The following is a 17,976-nucleotide window of genomic DNA, read 5'->3' on the forward strand; positions in this document are numbered from 1 at the left end:
CACCCACCTTGCCATGGCCGTCAGACGGGGTCCGCGAGCTGGTAGAGCCCCGAACTATCGGACAGTGGGTAACGGACCTGGCCGTCGCGGACCGTCGCCAGAGCCGGATATCGGCCGGCGACCCGCACGTTGCCGCCCGGGACGTATTGGCGGCTGTTGTACTCCAGGTGTCGCGACGTCAGGTCCAACCCGCTGACCAACCGGGCCGAGTGCACGTACGCCAGGTCGACCGTGGTCAGGTCCTGCACGGTGACCCACAGTCCGCGGGCCTTCATCACCCCGTAGGCCAGCATCGCCGGGCTCTGCCCCTTGCTTGCTTTGACGACGACGCCGGACCAGCCCCGTTCGGCCAGGTGCACCAGATCCGCCACGTCGGTGAAACCCTCGTCGAGAAGGACGGGAACACGTTCGCTGAGCCCACGCATCAGCTCCGGCGCCGGGTCGGCGTCGCGCGGTACCGGCTGTTCGAGGTAATGCAGCGCGCCCGCCGCTCGTGGCGAGAGCCGTGCCAACGAATCGAGGAACTGGTCGAGCTCGCCCACGTCACGATAACCCTCGTTCGGGTCGACCGCGATGAGGACCCGACCACCGAGGTGGTGGCGGCGCTGAGCCACCTCGAACACGTCGGCCACCCGGCGGGCGTCGTCGGACGGGTCCTGGCCGGCCACTTTGACCTTCAGATGCCGCGTTCCCTCCAGGGCCAGCCACGTCTGCAGCGACCGCCGACCATCGGCGCATTCGGCCGGGGTCAACGGATCGTCCACCCCGACGACGTGTTGGACCGGCAGATCGTGGGTGTCACCGGTGAGGTAGTCCCCCGGATACCGGCCGGATAGGTCGCTGGCGATCGCACCGAGGTCGACCCCGAGGCACTCGGCGTCATACATGGACATCGCCGGTCGGGCAGCCGCATGCGCCCAGGCGTCGTGTACCGCGCTGTCCACCGCGCCGAGGGCCAGCAGGCCGGCCAGCCGTGGCACCTCACCCAGGTCGCCTTCCAGATCGAGCCACAGCTCGATCGGATCACCCAGCCGATGTTCGGTGCTGGCGACGGCCAGCCGCTCGGTCAGCGCCCGCAGTGTCGCGTCGCGATCACCTGGATCACCGTCGGCTCCGGGCCACGCCCACGGCACTGACAGCACCGTGCTGCCGCGGCCACGGCCTCTGCGCCCGCGCCGCGACTCGACCTCTACCCCGACCTCCGCCACGGTGAACCCGGAGATGTCCCGCCCGCTGATCGTGAGGGGGTGGTCCAGTTCGACCCAGCGGAAGGTGACGGCGGCGTCGACGACACGTACGTCGGTGTCTCGCATCGGTGCTCAGCCCAGCCGGTCGTAGATCTCGGCGGTCACCTGATGGCGCAACGGTTCTTCTCGGAGGAACCGGCCGATCTCCTCGACGACGGTGCGGCCCTGCCCAGCCCGAGCCTGCACGGTGCCACCTGCTACGTGCGGCGTGAGCACGACGTTCGGCAAGCCGAACAACGGGCTCTCCGCGGGCAGCGGCTCGTCGTCGAACACGTCGAGGCCGGCGCGGATGCGCCCGGACACGAGCTCGGACACCAGAGCGGACTCGTCGACGATCACCGAGCGGGCGGCGTTGATCAACACTGCCCCATCGGGCAGCCGAGCCAACTGCCGGGCCCCGACCAGGCCGCGGGTCTCAGGTGTGGCCGGTGCGCAGATACAGACGACGTCGCTGGTGGCGAAGAGTTCGTCGAGGTCGACGAGCTGGATGTCCAGGTCATCACCAGGATCCGCCACCGCATAGGGGTCGTAGGCCGCTAGCCGGCTGGCGCCGAGCCCCTTCATCAGGCGGGCGTAGTGCCGACCCACCCGGCTCAGGCCCACGATGCCGATCCGCTGCGCCGCTACCGACCCGCCGAGTATCCCGTTGCCCGCCGCGGCCCAGTCTCGGCTGTTTTGCATCCCGCGGTCATGGGTGTGCACGTTGCGCAGGATCGTTAGGGACAACGCCACCGACATCTCCGCGACGGCCTCTGCCATGGCGGCGGCGCCCCCTTGTGCCAGAACGAGGCCGTTCTCGATCGCCGCGCGTGGGAATAGGCCACGGACCGACCCGGCCGCGTGGACGGTTAGGCGTAGCCGGTCACCGTTGAGTGTCTGCGGCGGGAACGGCTGAGTGCTCCACGACGTGACGAGGATGTCGGCGCGGCTGGCGACGTCGTCCGGAACGGGCACACGATGGCCGTCGGGGCCGAATTCGACGTCGCCGAGGGTGGCCAGTTCCGCGGCCACCGACGGCTCGAAGAGCAGGTTGAACTCCTCGCGACGGATGGCCACGTAGATCTGCGGGCGCTGCGGCATTGGCTTCCTCCCAAGAATCTGCAACCGCTTGCACAGTATCAAGACGCATCGCCGGCCCCGCCGGACCCAACCTGTAGCGTTGACGATGCCATCCACACCCGAGGAGATCACGTGACCGACGCCGCCATGGCCGACCTCATCGCCCGGCTCCCCAAAGCCGAGTTGCACCTGCATATCGAGGGCACCCTCGAGCCGGAGCTGAAGTTCACCCTGGCACAACGCAACGGCATCGAACTCGAACACCGCACGGTCGACGAGGTCCGGGCGTCGTACACCTTCGACTCGCTGGCGTCCTTCCTCACCGTGTATTACGACTCGATGCGGGTCCTGGTCACCGTCGACGACTTCTACGACCTCACCATGGCTTACCTGCGTCAGGCGGCGGCCGACAACGTCCGGCACGTGGAGATCTTCTTCGATCCGCAGGCGCACACCAGCCGCGGCGTGCCGTTCTCCACGGTGATCGGCGGACTCCGGCGCGCCGTCGTCGACGCCGGTCGCGACCTCGGTGTCCACGCCGAACTGATCATGTGCTTCCTGCGTGATTTCACCGCCGAACACGCCATGAGCACCCTCATGGAATCCCTGCCGTACAAACACTGGATCCTCGGCGTCGGTCTCGACTCCGACGAGCGCGGCAACCCTCCGTCGAAGTTCGCCGCGGTCTTCGCCCGGGCCCGGCAGGAGGGATACCTGCTGACCATGCACTGCGACATCGATCAAGAGAACATCCACGAGCACATCCGCCAGGTGCTCGACGACATCCAGGTCGACCGGATCGATCACGGCACCAACGCGTTTGGACACCCCGAACTGGTCGCCGCCATCCTGAAGCGCGACCTCGGACTCACCTCGTGCCCGGTCTCCAACCGGTGGGTCACCGGCAGCATGAAAACCGATCAGATCGTCGGACTACTCGATGCCGGGGTGAAGATCTGCGTCAACTCCGACGACCCCGCCTATTTCGGCGCCTACGTCAACGAGAACCTCCGCCAGCTCGCGGACGAGGCTGCCCTCAGCCGCGACCAGGTGGTCCAGCTCGCCCGCAACTCCTTCGAGGTCTCCTGGCTACCGGAGAACCTCCGTGCCGCCTACCTCGCTGAGGTCGACGCGGTGGCCGCCGCTAGCTGACCAGCTGCCTCGCCAGGATTCGGGCGAACGCGCCGTCCAGCACGTCGAGTTCGTCCGGAGTCAGCCAGTCCGCGAAGGCTCGTTCGACGACGGTGGCGTTGGTGCGGATCGCCGGGTGCAGCACAGCCCGGCCCTCCGGCGTGACCCGCACCATCACCCCGCGCGAATCGTCCGCGGCCTCCTCCCGCACCACGTAGCCACGTCGTTCCAGCCGGTCCACGAGGCGGCTGACGGCGCTCTGGCTCAGGATCACCCGGTGCGCCAACTCCCCCGGCCGGATGCCGTCCCGCGGGATGTTGACGAGGGTGTCGAACTCGTTGAGAGTGAGTCCGTGGAGGGTGGTGAGTTCCCGTTCGAGTTCAGCCAGGACACCGGCGTGGACCTCCATCAGCGAACGCCACACGTGCACCTTGAACCGCCGGGTCGGCGTCCTGGTCTCCGCACTGCTCATGTTCTCCCCGTTGACCTCCGCTTGAGATGCCCCTGCATCGACGTGACGGGATACATCGTGAACGCGACCCATCGAGCACCGCCTCCACGTCGGAATATACCTGCATCGCCACGAGTTCATGTCTATGCAACGTCATGGACTTTGCGCGATCAGGAGGGAAACTATGCAGTTCGGGATATTCAGCGTCGGTGATGTCACCACCGACCCCACGACGGGCACCACGGCATCCGAACACGACCGGATCAAGGCTATGGTGGCTATCGCCAGCAAGGCCGAAGAGGTCGGGCTCGACGTCTTCGCCACCGGCGAGCACCACAACCCGCCATTCGTGCCGTCGTCGCCGACCACCATGCTCGGCTACATCGCCGCGCGGACCCAGCACCTCGTGCTGTCCACCTCGACCACCCTCATCACCACCAACGACCCGGTGAAGATCGCCGAGGACTACGCGATGCTGCAACACCTCGCCGACGGCCGGGTCGATCTGATGATGGGCCGGGGCAACACCGGGCCGGTCTACCCGTGGTTCGGCCAGGACATCCGCAACGGCATCGCGCTGGCCGTGGAGAACTACGCGCTGCTGCACCGCCTGTGGCGCGAGGACGTGGTCGACTGGTCCGGGAAGTTCCGCACCCCGCTTCAAGGGTTCACCGCCACCCCGCGGCCGCTGGACGGCATCCCGCCGTTCGTGTGGCACGGCTCGATCCGCAGCCCCGAGATCGCCGAACAGGCCGCCTACTACGGTGACGGCTTCTTCCACAACAACATCTTCTGGCCGATGTCGCACACCAGGCGGATGGTCCAGTTGTACCGCCAACGATTCGAACACTATGGCCATGGCCAAGCTGACCAGGCCATCGTCGGCCTGGGTGGCCAGGTGTTCATGCGCGCGAACTCACAAGACGCGGTGCGCGAGTTCCGGCCGTATTTCGACAACGCGCCGGTCTACGGGCACGGCCCGAGCCTGGAAGAGTTCAGCGCCGAGACACCCCTAACGGTCGGCAGCCCGCAGCAGGTGATCGACCGCTACGCCGCCATGCGCGAACACGTGGGCGACTACCAGCGTCAACTGTTCCTCATGGATCACGCCGGCCTACCACTTCCCGTCGTGCTGGAGCAGATCGAGATCCTCGGCAGCGAGGTCGTGCCGGTGCTGCGACGGGAGATGGACGCCGCCCGGCCCGCCCACGTGCCCTCCGCTCCTACTCACGCGTCGTTGAAGGCTGCCCGCGACGACGCGGCACTCACCAGCGCCACGCACTGAGCGCCCGACACCGGCCACATCACCGAGGAGACGTATCCATGACCGTTCGACAACTCGCCGTTGTCTCGGCCGGGCTGAGCCAACCGTCGTCCACCAGGCTGCTGGCCGACCGGCTCACCGGCACCACCCAGGAGATACTGCGAGAGCACGGCGACGAGTCGGAGGTGACCGTCATCGAGCTACGCGAACTGGCCGTCGACATCGCGAAACACCTGGTCACACAGGTGCCCAGCCCCGCCTTGAGCACCGCGGTCGGGTCGCTGGCGCGAGCCGACGCGCTGATCGCGGTCACCCCGGTGTTCACGGCCTCCTATAGCGGGCTGTTCAAGTCGTTCTTCGACGGCCTAGGCCGAGACGACCTGGCCGGCCTGCCCGTTCTCCTCGGCGCCACCGGCGGGACCGAACGTCACTCGCTGGTGCTCGACCATCACCTACGCCCGATGTTCGCCTACCTGCGCGCCCTCACCGTTCCGACCGGGGTGTACGCCGCGTCCACCGACTGGGGGCCCGGCCGCGAGCAGGAGGGCGGGCTTCAGCAACGTGTTCACCGCGCCGCCGACGAGCTCGCCACGCTCGTGACCGGGCGCGCTCTGCCGCGTGCGTCCAGAGATCCGCTCACCGTCGACGTCCCCTTCGAGCAACTGCTGAACGGCCAGTAGTACTGGTGCAGTCCAGCCTTGAGGGGCGCGGTGAGCGGCAGGGGGTGCTGTCCACGCCGTAGAGTCGAGAGGTGAACACCACCATCCGCGGTCTCGGTGGCCATCGTTGTCAGCCGTTCGCCGGACAGGCCGGTCATAGCGCCGCGTTCGCGCTGATCTACCAGCGTGATCCCTGGTGTTGGGAACCGTCGTTGGGTTTTCACCGCTCGTCGGCTCCGACCCGGCCGGTGGAGCTCGGGGTGAGCCGCGACAAGATGGTGGGCCCGGACGCGATCCACTATCACCAGGCGCTAGCCCTCGGCTACGGGCACGGCACCTCCAACGATTCCTACCTCGACGGGATCTCGCCGTTCGTCTACCGCTTCTGCGAGATCGGGCAACGCATCAGGTTCACCGATCCATCTCCGTTCGCCGTGTTCGGGCGCGCCGCCCGCGACTATGAGTGGCTGCGCGGTGCGCCCCCGGAGCAACGCCATCAGGTGCACCGGGCGGTGTTCCGGGCGGCGTACCAGCTGATGCGGCCCCGGCCACAGGGGTTGCACGGGTGGCAGGACGTACTCGACTATGCCGCCCGCGGCAACCCGGCCTCCCCGACCTTGCAGGGATGGCTCGAGGCGCGCTCGGATGAGGCCTGGCAGGAACGCCGCACCCATACGGGCTATCGGGAGCTGGCGGCCGGGCACACTCTGCGCGGTATGGTCTACGGCACCAACGGTGGCTTCAGCCGGGGGCTCGTCGAGCTGTACTGCCTGGCACTACCCGCCGAGCGGCACGCCGCCACGTGGCTCTCCGCTGTTGGCAGCGCCATCCAGGATCAGGTCGCCGCGACGGTTGGCTGACCCGGCCGCGGTCAGAGGTAGAGGCCGACGTCGGCCGGGGCCCAAGCACCGGAGCGCACCAGCGACATCAGGGTGGACGTCGTCAGCGTTTCACCGTCGGACAACACCGCCCGCCGCACCAGCTCCCGCAGGTCGGCTCCCGAAGCGCCTTCCGTGGCGTTGGCCACCACCTGGCTGTCGACGCGTTCGCCCAGCGGACCGAGGTAACGCTGCAGGATCCGACCCCGGTGCTGAGCATCCGGAAGGGCCAGTTCGATGGCGCGGTCGAACCGGGCGGCCCGCACCGCCGCGTCGTCGAGCATACCGACGTCATTGGTGGTGGCGACAGTGACGACGTCCTCATGGCTGCTCATGGCACCGTCGAGGGCGGTCAGGAAGCTGTGCAGGCCGGCGTCGTTGCCGTGCTGGCGTTTGCCGACCACGAGGTCGAGATCCTCCATGATCACCAGCGCCGGCGACAGCCGGGTGAGCTCGTCGTAGACCGTGTCCAGCTGGTTGGCGATCACCGGGGCCGAACAGAACACGACGGTCACCTCCCCCGCCAATTCGGCGGCGAGCACCCGGCACAAGGCGGACTTGCCCGTGCCGGGCGGACCATACAAGAGAACGCCGCGGTTGGTGCCCAGGTTCAGGCTGGTCAACAAGGCCCGCCGGCGGAACAGGGCGGCCACGTTGAGGTCGATCTCCGCCCATACCGCCGCGGGCACGATGACGTCGCCGCGGCTGGCCTCCGGCACCGGCACCTGCCGCACTTTGAGGCCGTGGTCGACCGTCACGTGGAGACAGCGGCCTCGCAGGTAATTCTCCGGACCACGGGCGCGCGCCACCACCTGCTGCAGGTAACGTTCCGCGGCTTCGGCATCCTCGGCCCGGGAGTAGATGACGAACTCTTTCTGAGCCCACCTGGTGCTGACGTAGACGACCAGGGGAACATCGGCCAGCGTCCCGGGCTCGAACGCCGCCACCATCGCACTTGGCACCGTCTCGATCTCATCATCGAGCTGCAGCCGGTCCCAGGTGGGGCTTTCGTCGCTGGTGGACCCGGCGGTCTCCACCGGCGGGTGCTGACGAAAGTCGGCGCCGAACACCCGGGCGACGAGTTGCGCGGCGACCGGCCCGAGTTCCTCGCGGGTGGCCACCAGTGCGGCGGCGCCGGTACCGAGATAGCGCTGAGCGAACTCGTCCTCGTCTTCGGCAACGCGCAACGGCATCGCCGCATCCAGCAAGTGGGCGAGCCAGGTCAGGGTGTCGCGCACGTCGGTGGGCATCCGCCGGTGGACCCCGGCAAGTGTGTGCTCCACATCATCGGTTAGTTCGTGATCGACGCTCATGACCAGCACCTCCTCAACGTTTGAGCGCAACACCTCCCGCCGCGCATTCGTTGATGGAAGCGCACCTTCGTGTGACCGCGAAGACATTCATGACGACATCACCGTAGGTGATCAGCCTACGGTATGGCCAGGTATTTACCGCTCTGCCCCACCTGGCCAGTTTCCGACGTTCTCCGGCGGCTACCGATGCCGCGGAACGCCGACGTCACGGACCGCGCCGCGGTCGGCCGACGTGACCATGGCGGCGTAGGCCAGCAGCGCCGACGACACCACTCGGGGCCGCTCGGCTGGGTGGTAGCCACCCTCCGCCTCGATCACCGCCCGCCGGTCGCGCAACGTCTCGTCGGACACGTGCACAGTGACCTGCCGGGCCGGGATGTCGATGGTGATGTGATCTCCGTCGCACACCAGCGCGATGGCCCCGCCGGCCGCCGCTTCCGGTGAGACGTGACCCACCGACAAACCCGACGTCCCGCCAGAGAACCTCCCATCGGTGATCAGCGCACACCGAGCGCCGAGACCACGTCCCTTGAGGTAAGCCGTCGGATACAACATCTCTTGCATGCCGGGTCCACCGCGCGGCCCTTCGTAGCGGACGACGACGACATCGCCGGCCCGCACCCGGCCGCCCAGGATCGCCTCGACGGCCGCCTCCTGCGACTCCACCACCACAGCCGGCCCGGTGAACGTGGAGATCGACGGGTCGACCCCCGCGGTTTTGACGACACACCCGTCCGGGGCGAGATTGCCGCGAAGCACGGCCAGGCCGCCGTCACTCGTATAGGCGTGCGCGACGTCGCGTATGCAGCCACCCTGCGCGTCGAGGTCAAGCTCCGCCCACCGGCGTGACTGCGAGAACGCCCGCGCCGAACGTTCCCCGCCGGGGGCGGCATGGAACAACTCGACCGCGGCGGGATCCACATTCGCGGCCCGGATGTCCCACCGGGCCAGCCACGACTCCAACGACGTCGCATGCACACTCCACACCTCCGGGTTCAGCAGTCCGGCCCGGTGCAACTCCCCCAGCAGGGCCGGAATCCCACCTGCGCGGTGCACGTCCTCGATCAGGTAGTCGCCGTTGGGCGCCACCTTGCACAGGCACGGAACCTGCCGGGACAACGCGTCGACGTCGTCGAGGCTGAACGCCAGCCCGGCCTCGTGGGCGGCAGCAAGCAGATGGAGAACCGTGTTGGTGGAGCCACCCATGGCGATGTCGAGTGCCATCGCGTTGTGAAAGGCGGGCCACGAGGCGATGGTGCGTGGAAGGGCACGGTCGTCGTCGTGATCGTAGTATCGACGAGCCAGCTCGACGACGGTCCGGCCGGCTTGCTCATACAGGTCACGCCGGGCCGTGTGGGTAGCGAGCACGGTCCCGTTGCCAGGCAGGGCGAGCCCGAGCGCCTCGGTCAGGCAATTCATCGAGTTCGCCGTGAACATCCCCGAACACGACCCACATGTCGGGCACGCCTGCGCCTCCATCCGGGCCAGGTCGTCGTCGGAGACGTCACCGGCCACCGAGTCCGCCACCACGGTGACCAAGTTCAGCCCGGTGCGCACCGTGCCATCGACCAGGGTCGCCCGGCCACCTTCCATCGGCCCACCAGAGACGAACACCGTGGGAATGTTGAGCCGCAAGGCCGCCATCAGCATGCCGGGGGTGATCTTGTCGCAGTTGGAGATACACACTAGGGCGTCCGCGCAGTGAGCGTTCACCATGTACTCGATGGAGTCGGCGATCAGGTCCCGCGACGGCAGCGAATAGAGCATGCCGCCGTGCCCCATGGCGATCCCGTCGTCGACGGCGATCGTGTTGAACTCACGGGGCACTCCGCCGGCCGCGGCGATAGCCTCACCGACGATCCGGCCCACCGGCTGTAGGTGAGTGTGGCCCGGGACGAACTCGGCGAAGCTGTTGGCCACCGCCACGATCGGCTTGCCGAAGTCCGCGCCGTCGACGCCCGCGGCCCGTAGCAGGGCTCGAGCACCGGCCATGTTGCGCCCATGGGTGACCGTTCTAGAACGAAGAGCAGGCATACCCACCATTCCCGCACCCCGGCGGCTGGTGTGGAAGACAGCGCTGATTCTAGTAGTGGGAGCACCAGGGACCGTTCTACAATTCGGCCGATGAGCCAGGAGGCGCAGCGCAGGCAGGAACTCGGCGGGTTGCTGCGCAAACGCCGCGCCCAGCTGGTGCGGGCCGACTTCGACCTCCCACCCGTTGGCCGAAGCCGCACACACGGCTTGCGGCGGGAGGAGATCGCCTACCGGTCGGGCCTCAGCGTCACTTGGTACACCTGGCTGGAGCAGGGGCGCGACATCAATCCGTCCCGCCAGGTCCTCCAGGCCATTACCCGCACGATGCGGCTGAGCCCGGCCGAGCACGAGTACGTCCTCGCCCTCGCCGGTTACACCCCGGACCAGGCCGACGACTCCGCCCCGGCGGCGCTTCCGGCGCATATCCAACGGCTACTCGATGCCCAGGGGCACGCACCCGCGTTCGTCGTCACACCCGAGTGGTCGATCGCCGGCTGGAACGACGCCTATGAGGCTCTCTATCCGACCGTCGCCACGGTCGAACCGGAGAACCGCAACCTCCTATGGCTGATCTTCACCGATCCGGCGGTGCGGCGGATGCTCCCGGACTGGGAGAGCACCAGCCGGCATTTCCTCGCGGAGTATCGGGCCGAGGCCGGTGCGCTGCTCGGCCAGCCCGGCCACGCCACGCTCCTTACTCGGTTGTTGTCCCACAGTGCGGAGTTCGCCCGGGCCTGGGAGCATCACGAGATCGAACGTTTCGCCTCCCGGGAGCGGCGGTTCGTCCATCCGGACGTCGGTGAGCTCGTCTTCGAGCACCACCGCCTCTCCCCCGCCGACCTCCCGGATCTGCACATCGTGGTGTACCTGCCCGAACCCCACACCGGGACCCTGGAGAAGATGCGGACCCTCAGCGGCTAGTGAGTCACTAGTGTCGCGCAACGGTCGGCTGATCCGGTGGGGGTAAAGTCCGGTACGTGCACCAACGCTTGATTCGTCCCCGTCGCAGCTCAGTCCTCCCATTCGCCGCCGTCCTCCTGTTCGCGGTGGCCGCGTGCGGCGACGGCGAGTCGACGAGTGCCGCCAACGCCGTCGTACCGGACCACCCAGCCGGCAGCGCGGAGCCAGGGGTCACGATCGACGACGTCGCCGCCGAACTGCGCGAACTGCCCGCTGTTGCCGACGTCGCGATCTCCGAGATCAACCAGGGCGGCCGGCAGGTGCCCCGGCTCGACCTGATGGCCCACCTCGAGTACGGCGTCAGCTGGTCGCGGGAAGTGTCGCAGGGCATCGTCAACACCGGATGGCCCGAGGCCGAGCCGATCGAGATCTGGCTGAACTGGACCGCCGTGGAGGTGTCCGCACTGGCACATCCGCTACCCGACGGCATCGATCCGGTGACCGATGCCTACCTGATGGCCTCGACCCCCGGTGTCGTCGGTGCGATGTTCGACGGCGAGCGCGGCGAGGTCACCGTCCGTGACGGATCCGACCTGGTGAAGGTGGCCGACGTCGCCCTCGCCCACGACGTCGCCGTACCCGAGATCCGGACCGCCGACGGCGCCGACGTCATCGACGTAGCGTCGCTCAGCCCCCGGCCCACACCGGTCGAGGTGCCGTTGCCCTGGCCCGATGATCCGCACGCCGTCGACTGCGCCGACGACGACCTCGACCTGGCCGTCCTCGACTCCGATGCCGCCACCGGCCGCCGATGGTTGTTCGTCAGCGCCACCAACGTCGGTTCGGAGCCGTGTGTCATCGACGGCTACCCGGAGGTCGGCTTCCACACCCGCGACGAGCGGGCACTCGACGTCACCGTGAACCTCGGCGGGGTGACGATGCAAGAGAAGCCCGACACCGAGCGGGTGGTCATTCCCGCCGGAGCCCGAGCGCTGGCCGCCGTGAGCTGGCGGGCGATGCCCACGGCGGGGAACTGGGACGGCCTCACCGCGGAGATCATTCTCGCCGCCCGGCCCGGATCGGTACCGACCGAGCTACCGCTGACCTCCTACGCCTTACCGGTCGAGGTTGCCGCCGAGTACGCGATCCACCGGTGGACACAGTCCACACTCGACATCGTCGACGGCGGCGAGGTGTCGGTGACACGCTGGGTACCGGACGGCACCGCCTTCTGAGCGCGCGCACCGAACGCGGCCTCACAGTTGCGCGCCGTGTTACCGGTCGCTCTGGTAGACCGGCTCGATCTGGATCGGCTGGCCCCAGTTTCAGGGAGCTTCGTCGATCCCACCTTGCGCTGGCGGCACTCCGACCTGCTCTTCACCGCGCCGCTGGACGGTCATGACGCTCCCCGCGGTCCTCCCCGTCGTTGTGCATCACAACCGCCGGCCATGGACCTGCCCCACCGACATCGTCGACCTCCTCGACCTCGACCGCGACACCTCCGAAGCTGCGCAGGTGTATCTGCCCCGGTTCCGGTTCCTCCTCGATGACCTCGCCCGCGTCGACGAACAAGCCCTACGGGCCCGCCCCCTAACCTCACCAGCACGCATCACCCTGCTGCTGCTCAAGATCGCCGCTGGCAACCCTCGCCTCGCCGACGAGCTACACGACCTGTTCGCCACACTCGGACCAGAAGCAGAGGAGGCATACATGACCACAGCAGAAGTACTCCGTGCCGAAGGCCGCACCGAAGGGCGCACCGAAGGGCGCACCGAGGCGCTCGTGCAGCTACTGACGCTGAAGTTCGGCCCACTCCCCCAGGCCACACTCAACCTCCTCCACACTGCGACCACCAACCAACTCGAAACCTGGACCGCCCGTGTCCTCGGCGCCGACACCTTGGACGACGTCATCCACTAGTCACCGTCGAAGGTGATGCCGAACGCGTTGAGCGCGGCCATCGCCTCTGGTCTCCGTCGTTCTCTGATAAGAACTTGAAGATCATCAGGCGATGGCCGCTCCATTGACCCGGGCGACACGCCGAACAAGATCAACCCCTGCGGTGATTCTCAACACCGGAGGTTAAACGACAAACCTAGTCGTCGAAGACCAAGGTGAACGTGTCGGTCGAATTCCGGACGTCCTCGGCGTTGCCGCTCAGCGTCAGATTGGAGAAGGTCGCTGAGCCCACCGCCGGGCCTTGACCGGCCTCGGGCATCTCGTTGACCCAGATGCCGATGCCGGACTTGTGGTCGTATTCGTCGCCGCTGCGTTGCGCTCCGGTGATGCTGACGTTGGTCAGCACGGTGTCGGTCACCGGATTCTGCGGCTGGCCACCGACGTAGTTCGTCTGGAACATGATGCCGATGTAGGTGGGGTCGATGATGTCGACATCACTGATCCGGATGCCCTGGAACTCCTTCGACGCGGAGAACAGCCAGATTCCCGGGAAGGTCTGCCCGCCCCAGAAATGGCCCCCGGCGCGTTCGATGGTGATGTTCTCGAACCGGGTGGGTGGACTCGCGCCGAAGCCGTCGAACGGGTAGCCGAAGTCCAGCGAGCTGATAGTGACACCCGAATAGACCAGGGTGTCGGCGATGTAGATGTCGCGGAACACGTTGTCGTAGCCGCCATAGACGGCCAGGCCAGCGGCCCGCCAGGTAACCAGCGACGTCAGGTTCTCGTAGACGTTGCCGGTCTGTTCGCCGCCACCCAGGTCGGTTGCGGCGAACAACGCGAAGCTATCGTCGCCGGTCCCCCGCGCCTCGACGTTGCTGACCAGGTTGTTGGCGCTGCCATTGGTCATGTTCATCCCGTCGGCCCACAGATTGCGCATCCGGGAGTTGGTGATGGTCATGTTGTCGGTGTTGGCGCCCCAGTACATACACACGAAGTGTTCGACCCAGACGTCGTCGATGGTGATGTCGGCGACGTTCTGGAAGTCGAACACCTTGCCTGGTCCGTCGATCCGGGACGTGTAGTTGCCGAAGTACGCGAACCCGCGGAACGTCGAACCATTCATCGACGAGTCCGCTTGGAACCCGACGTCGGTGTTCGCCTGGGTCTGTGGTGCGTAGAACCGGGTGAACCACGGTCCGGCGCCCAGGATTTCGATCGACCGGCCGTACACCTGGAACTTCTGTGCGGTCTGGTAGTCGCCGGGCGGCAGGTAGACACCGAGCAGGTCACCCGAGGAGTCCATCCGTACCTGGTCCAACGCCGCTTGGACGTCGGCATGGCCGAAGCCGGCGGGTTCGACGTATCGGGCCGGGTCCGGGTTGGGCACCGGCTCGGCGTGTTCCAGGCTGATGAAGTCGACGGCGTAGGTGGTGGTGTTCTCCGGGTCCTTCTGCAACCGGATGGTGCTGCCCGCCGGGATCACCTCGTCGAACAGGATGTTCGCTTCGTCGTAGATGTGGCGCGGGTCGCCGAGGCCCGGCGATGTTCCCGGATTGGCCTCGTTGCCGTACAACCAGGAGTACCGCGACGTCAGGGTGATGGGTGCCAGGAGGTCGCCGTCCACGTAGATGTTCAGAGTGTCGGTGATCCCGCCGCCGCCCGGTGCGTCCGGGATCGAGGCCCGCACGACGAGGGTGTTCGTGTCGGCCTGGCTGGCGAACTCTACGTAGGCGCCGGTGGTGTTCAAGGTGACTGCCTGCCGGCCGGACGCCTCACCCGCGGGGTCACCAACACTTCGGTTGGGGCCCACCACCTGCGCTCCCCCACCCACGGTGCCGTCTTCGGCCTCGTAGATGTCGAACGGGAGCGTGGCACCGCGCCCGGCCATCAGCGGCACCCGCACGGTGTTGTTGCCCTGTTTCACCGGGTGTTCGTTGGCGTCCGGTGCCACCTCGACGGTCACCTGGTATCGCCCTTCGGCAACCGTCCAGCTTCCCAGGGCGAGCGTCGCCGCATCCCCAGCGCCGATGACACCATCGTGGGCTCCGGTCAGGGTGTGCACCTCGGCGCCGGCGCCGTCGCTGACGGTCAGCGTGACGTCATGTGGACCCGCCGCGGTGTCGATGTTGCCCTGGTTGGTGATGGTGACCTGGAACTCGGCCTCGTCACCCACCCCGGGCCCGGCCGGTGTCCACGACACCTCGGGTACCAGGTCCGACGATTCGATGGCGGTTACCACGATCGGGTCGTCATGGTGATAGGTGTTGTTCGTGTCGTCGCGTTCGACGATCAGCCCGTCCGGATCCACCTCGGCACCGACGGTATAGGACCCCGCCGCCAGCGGCTCGAGCGTCGCGGTCACGGTTGCCTGGTCGCCGGCCGCCAGCGGCTCCAGGTCAGCGTCCGCGCTCACCTGGTCCGCAACGAGGAAATCGACGGTGGTGGCCCCGGCTGGGCGGTCGCCGACGTTCTCGACGATGGCCGACAGCTCGATTTCGGCCACCTCGTCCGGCGCGCCCGGCTCCCACGACATGCCGGTGATCACCAGGTCGGGGTTGGGCGCCGGCGTACCCATGACCAACAGTTCGGCGACCTGACCGTTTGGTGCACCGGTGTTGGCGGTGAACTGAAGGCGTAGGTCGGCGACGGTCGCTCCGACCGGGATGGTGACGGTGTTGCCGGTCGCTGGGTCGAAGTCGTAGGACGCCTGTGACACCAGGGTGGAGAACTCGCCGCCGTCCTGGCTACGGCCCAGCACCTCCAGGGTCTGGGTCCGCGCTGCCCAGATCGGGTCGGGGTTGAGCCGGACGACCACCTCGTCCACCACGGCGTCCGCGCCGAGGGCGACGGTGAGCGTGCTCGGATACGCCCCTGGTGCGCCCTCCCAGTAGGTGGTGACGTCACCGTCGTTGGCGTTCGTGGCCTCGAAGACATGGACGGACGACGACGCCTGGATCGGTTTGCCGGCGGCCAGGTCGGTGCTGCTACCGCCGGTGCCGGTCCGGGTGACGGCGTTGCTCGGAGCGGACGTGTTCCCGGCGGCATCGCGGGCCCGCACCGTGTAGGTGACGGTGTCGGCCGGTGAGCGGGTGTCGACGTAGCTCAGTACGTCGCCGTCGACGCTGGTGAGCAGCGCGCCGTTGGCGTAGATGTCGTACGCGACCACCCCCACGTTGTCCATCGACGCACCCCAGCTGAGCTCTACCTGGCCGGGTTCGGACTCGGTGAAGCTCAGCTCACCCGGTGGCGTGGGCGGCTCGGTGTCGCCGTCGCTGGGCCGGTAGACCTCGAGTTCGGCCAGTTGTGCCGCCGGCCAGCCGGTGTTCGCCGTGAACGTGAGCCGCACGTATCTGGCCGGGGTGGGGTCGGCGGACAGCCGGGCCGTGTTGGCCTCGGCCGGGTCGAAGACGACGTCGGTAATAGGCAGGAAGGTGGTGTATTCCGAGCCGTCGGTGCTCGTCTCGACGGTGATGGTCTGGGTGCGTTCCGCCCAGTTCACCGTCGGCAGCTTCAGGGCGAGTTCGTCGATGGTGACGGCAGCGCCGAGGTCGACCTGGAGCCACTGGGGGAACGTGTGGTTGGCGCTCTCCCAATAGGTCGACTGGTCGCCGTCGGTGGCGTTACTCGCGACGTAGACATCGGTGTGGCTACTGGCCGTGGTCGGTTGTCCGGCCGCGAGGTTCTGCCGGGCCGTCGCCGGCTCGGCTTCGGTGGCCGCACCGCCGGGTGCGGTGGCGAGGCCGGCCACGGCGAGAACGACGGCGGCCAGGCTGGCGACCGCACCCCGCAACCGGCGATGGTGATGGACGGATGGTCTGGACGGCGACATCGCGGTGTCCTTTCCGTGGGGAACAGGAACGTCACGTCGTGTGTGCCCGCCAGATGACCACGACTCCGCACACATCTTGAGTAGATATGCACGACTCTTGCGTGAATCTAGCCAGAGATTACTGCGCGGTCATCACATCCGTCAACGGTGACGGGGCCTCCGATTCTCGTCATCTCGCACAATCACCCCGCGACCACGAGCCATTCGATACCAAGGACCGCAAGATTCTTGCGCACACTTGCGGTACGCTTGCGGGCATGGCTGGACGACTAACGGAAGTAGCAGCGAAGGTCGGCGTCAGTGAGGCGACCGTCAGCAGAGTCCTCAACGGGCGACCAGGCGTGTCCGAGAGCACCCGCGAGGCGGTGCTGACCGCGTTGGACGTGCTCGGATACGAGAGACCTACCAAGCTGCGCGGCGATCGCGCACGGCTGGTCGGGCTGATCCTGCCCGAGTTGCAGAACCCCATCTTTCCCGCGTTCGCCGATGTGGTTGGCGGACTCCTGGCCCAGCAGGGCCTCACTCCGGTGCTGTGCACCCAGACCGTCGGGGGGGTAACCGAAGCGGACTACATCGAGCTGCTGTTCCAGCAACGTGTCTCGGGTGTGCTGTTCGCCGGCGGCCTCTACAGCGGACTCGACGGAACCCACGATCACTACGGCCAGCTCGACGAGCGCAAGCTGCCCACCGTCACCGTCAACGCCGGCGCTGAGCTGCCCTTTCCGCGGGTGTCGTGTGACGATGCCGTGGCCGCCGAACAGGCGGTGAACCACCTGATCTCACTGGGCCACACCAGAATCGGATTCGTCCTCGGCCCGGCCGACCACGTACCTTCCCAGCGTAAGCTCGACGCCGCCCGCACCACGCTCACCAGGGCCGGGGTCGACACACCGGCCGAGCTCGTGGAGCACGCGATGCACTCACTGGAGGGCGGACACGCGGCGACCACCCGCCTGCTGCGCCACGGCGCGACCGCCGTGGTCTGCGCCAGCGACCCTATGGCGCTCGGCGCGATCCGGGCGGCTCGCCGGGCAGGTCTCAGCGTGCCCCGAGATCTGTCCGTCGTCGGGTATGACGACTCCGCCCTCATGAACTGCACCGAACCGCCCCTGACCACGGTGCGGCAACCCATCGAGGCAATGGGCAAAGCCGCGGTCGAGCTGCTCGTCGGCCTGATCGGTGGCAGCGCCGTGGAGTCCGACGAGTTGCTCTTCGAGCCCGAGCTCGTCGCCCGGGGCTCCACCGCACCACCCCCGCGATCCTGAGAAAATCTATTTCCTGCAATCTTCTGTTCAACTCTTGCGGTTGTCTT

Annotated in this window: 14 protein-coding genes and 1 pseudogene; 9 read left to right on the plus strand and 6 right to left on the minus strand. The window is 67.5% G+C overall.

Annotation, left to right across the window (positions count from 1 at the left end; genetic code table 11):
- Positions 1 to 20 precede the first annotated feature (20 nt).
- Both G8760_RS10420 and G8760_RS10425 read right to left on the minus strand, forming a co-directional pair.
- Positions 21 to 1,313 carry an enolase C-terminal domain-like protein gene (locus tag G8760_RS10420; RefSeq protein WP_166350586.1) on the minus strand — a complete coding sequence of 431 codons (1,293 nt, stop codon included), beginning with the start codon at positions 1,311 to 1,313 and terminating at the stop codon, positions 21 to 23.
- 6 nt (positions 1,314 to 1,319) lie between these two features.
- Positions 1,320 to 2,327, minus strand: coding sequence for a hydroxyacid dehydrogenase (locus G8760_RS10425; RefSeq protein ID WP_166350588.1), 1,008 nt, complete (start codon positions 2,325 to 2,327; stop codon positions 1,320 to 1,322).
- A gap of 126 nt (positions 2,328 to 2,453) precedes the next feature.
- Between G8760_RS10425 and add the strand changes: the two genes are divergently transcribed.
- Positions 2,454 to 3,458 carry an adenosine deaminase gene (gene add / locus G8760_RS10430; protein ID WP_166351137.1) on the plus strand — a complete coding sequence of 335 codons (1,005 nt, stop codon included), beginning with the start codon at positions 2,454 to 2,456 and terminating at the stop codon, positions 3,456 to 3,458.
- Here add and G8760_RS10435 read toward each other — a convergent pair.
- Positions 3,451 to 3,909 carry a MarR family winged helix-turn-helix transcriptional regulator gene (locus G8760_RS10435; protein WP_166350590.1) on the minus strand — a complete coding sequence of 153 codons (459 nt, stop codon included), beginning with the start codon at positions 3,907 to 3,909 and terminating at the stop codon, positions 3,451 to 3,453. The two genes, add and G8760_RS10435, sit on opposite strands and share 8 nt — an antisense overlap.
- 163 nt (positions 3,910 to 4,072) lie before the next feature.
- Between G8760_RS10435 and G8760_RS10440 the strand changes: the two genes are divergently transcribed.
- From G8760_RS10440 to G8760_RS10450, 3 genes are all read left to right on the plus strand, one after another.
- On the plus strand, positions 4,073 to 5,173 hold the full coding sequence (locus G8760_RS10440) for an LLM class flavin-dependent oxidoreductase (RefSeq protein ID WP_166350592.1): 1,101 nt from the start codon (positions 4,073 to 4,075) through the stop codon (positions 5,171 to 5,173).
- A 38-nt stretch (positions 5,174 to 5,211) separates the two neighbouring features.
- Positions 5,212 to 5,832, plus strand: coding sequence for an FMN reductase (locus tag G8760_RS10445; protein WP_166350594.1), 621 nt, complete (start codon positions 5,212 to 5,214; stop codon positions 5,830 to 5,832).
- Between the two features lie 71 nt (positions 5,833 to 5,903).
- Complete coding sequence (locus G8760_RS10450) at positions 5,904 to 6,671, plus strand: hypothetical protein (RefSeq protein ID WP_166350596.1); 768 nt, start codon at positions 5,904 to 5,906, stop codon at positions 6,669 to 6,671.
- Positions 6,672 to 6,682: 11 nt separating this feature from the next.
- Here the strand turns inward: G8760_RS10450 and G8760_RS10455 are convergent, their stop codons facing one another.
- Positions 6,683 to 8,002 (minus strand): AAA family ATPase, encoded by a 1,320-nt coding sequence (locus tag G8760_RS10455; RefSeq protein WP_166350598.1) that lies wholly within the window; start codon positions 8,000 to 8,002, stop codon positions 6,683 to 6,685.
- 180 nt (positions 8,003 to 8,182) lie between these two features.
- Complete coding sequence (ilvD, locus tag G8760_RS10460; protein WP_166350600.1) at positions 8,183 to 10,036, minus strand: dihydroxy-acid dehydratase; 1,854 nt, start codon at positions 10,034 to 10,036, stop codon at positions 8,183 to 8,185.
- 90 nt (positions 10,037 to 10,126) lie between these two features.
- On the opposite strand from ilvD, the gene G8760_RS10465 reads away from it, so the two are divergent.
- The 4 genes and pseudogenes from G8760_RS10465 to G8760_RS10475 all read left to right on the plus strand — a co-directional run bounded on the left by G8760_RS10465 (position 10,127) and on the right by G8760_RS10475 (position 12,856).
- Positions 10,127 to 10,957 carry a helix-turn-helix transcriptional regulator gene (locus tag G8760_RS10465; protein WP_166350602.1) on the plus strand — a complete coding sequence of 277 codons (831 nt, stop codon included), beginning with the start codon at positions 10,127 to 10,129 and terminating at the stop codon, positions 10,955 to 10,957.
- A 56-nt stretch (positions 10,958 to 11,013) separates the two neighbouring features.
- Positions 11,014 to 12,171, plus strand: a complete 1,158-nt coding sequence (locus tag G8760_RS10470; RefSeq protein ID WP_166350604.1) for a DUF4232 domain-containing protein — start codon at positions 11,014 to 11,016, stop codon at positions 12,169 to 12,171.
- Between the two features lie 36 nt (positions 12,172 to 12,207).
- A pseudogene (locus G8760_RS30790) lies at positions 12,208 to 12,273 on the plus strand (hypothetical protein); the annotation flags it as partial.
- Between the two features lie 61 nt (positions 12,274 to 12,334).
- Complete coding sequence (locus tag G8760_RS10475) at positions 12,335 to 12,856, plus strand: Rpn family recombination-promoting nuclease/putative transposase (RefSeq protein WP_281355144.1); 522 nt, start codon at positions 12,335 to 12,337, stop codon at positions 12,854 to 12,856.
- Between the two features lie 175 nt (positions 12,857 to 13,031).
- On the opposite strand, the gene G8760_RS10480 is transcribed toward G8760_RS10475, so the two are convergent.
- Positions 13,032 to 16,664, minus strand: coding sequence for a discoidin domain-containing protein (locus tag G8760_RS10480; protein ID WP_207782219.1), 3,633 nt, complete (start codon positions 16,662 to 16,664; stop codon positions 13,032 to 13,034).
- 257 nt (positions 16,665 to 16,921) lie between these two features.
- On the opposite strand from G8760_RS10480, the gene G8760_RS10485 reads away from it, so the two are divergent.
- Positions 16,922 to 17,929, plus strand: a complete 1,008-nt coding sequence (locus tag G8760_RS10485) for a LacI family DNA-binding transcriptional regulator (RefSeq protein ID WP_166350608.1) — start codon at positions 16,922 to 16,924, stop codon at positions 17,927 to 17,929.
- The last annotated feature ends 47 nt before the right edge of the window (positions 17,930 to 17,976 follow it).

The organism is Phytoactinopolyspora limicola (assembly GCF_011320225.1).
GTDB lineage: Bacteria > Actinomycetota > Actinomycetes > Jiangellales > Jiangellaceae > Phytoactinopolyspora > Phytoactinopolyspora limicola.

What these genes read in the sequence shown, in the direction of transcription:
- G8760_RS10420 (WP_166350586.1), bottom strand. Translation starts at nt 1,313, where the DNA reads ATGCGAGACACCGACGTACGTGTCGTCGACGCCGCCGTCACCTTCCGC.
- G8760_RS10425 (WP_166350588.1), bottom strand. Translation starts at nt 2,327, where the DNA reads ATGCCGCAGCGCCCGCAGATCTACGTGGCCATCCGTCGCGAGGAGTTC.
- add (WP_166351137.1), top strand. Translation starts at nt 2,454, where the DNA reads ATGGCCGACCTCATCGCCCGGCTCCCCAAAGCCGAGTTGCACCTGCAT.
- G8760_RS10435 (WP_166350590.1), bottom strand. Translation starts at nt 3,909, where the DNA reads ATGAGCAGTGCGGAGACCAGGACGCCGACCCGGCGGTTCAAGGTGCAC.
- G8760_RS10440 (WP_166350592.1), top strand. Translation starts at nt 4,073, where the DNA reads ATGCAGTTCGGGATATTCAGCGTCGGTGATGTCACCACCGACCCCACG.
- G8760_RS10445 (WP_166350594.1), top strand. Translation starts at nt 5,212, where the DNA reads ATGACCGTTCGACAACTCGCCGTTGTCTCGGCCGGGCTGAGCCAACCG.
- G8760_RS10455 (WP_166350598.1), bottom strand. Translation starts at nt 8,002, where the DNA reads ATGAGCGTCGATCACGAACTAACCGATGATGTGGAGCACACACTTGCC.
- ilvD (WP_166350600.1), bottom strand. Translation starts at nt 10,036, where the DNA reads ATGCCTGCTCTTCGTTCTAGAACGGTCACCCATGGGCGCAACATGGCC.
- G8760_RS10465 (WP_166350602.1), top strand. Translation starts at nt 10,127, where the DNA reads ATGAGCCAGGAGGCGCAGCGCAGGCAGGAACTCGGCGGGTTGCTGCGC.
- G8760_RS10475 (WP_281355144.1), top strand. Translation starts at nt 12,335, where the DNA reads ATGACGCTCCCCGCGGTCCTCCCCGTCGTTGTGCATCACAACCGCCGG.
- G8760_RS10480 (WP_207782219.1), bottom strand. Translation starts at nt 16,664, where the DNA reads ATGTCGCCGTCCAGACCATCCGTCCATCACCATCGCCGGTTGCGGGGT.
- G8760_RS10485 (WP_166350608.1), top strand. Translation starts at nt 16,922, where the DNA reads ATGGCTGGACGACTAACGGAAGTAGCAGCGAAGGTCGGCGTCAGTGAG.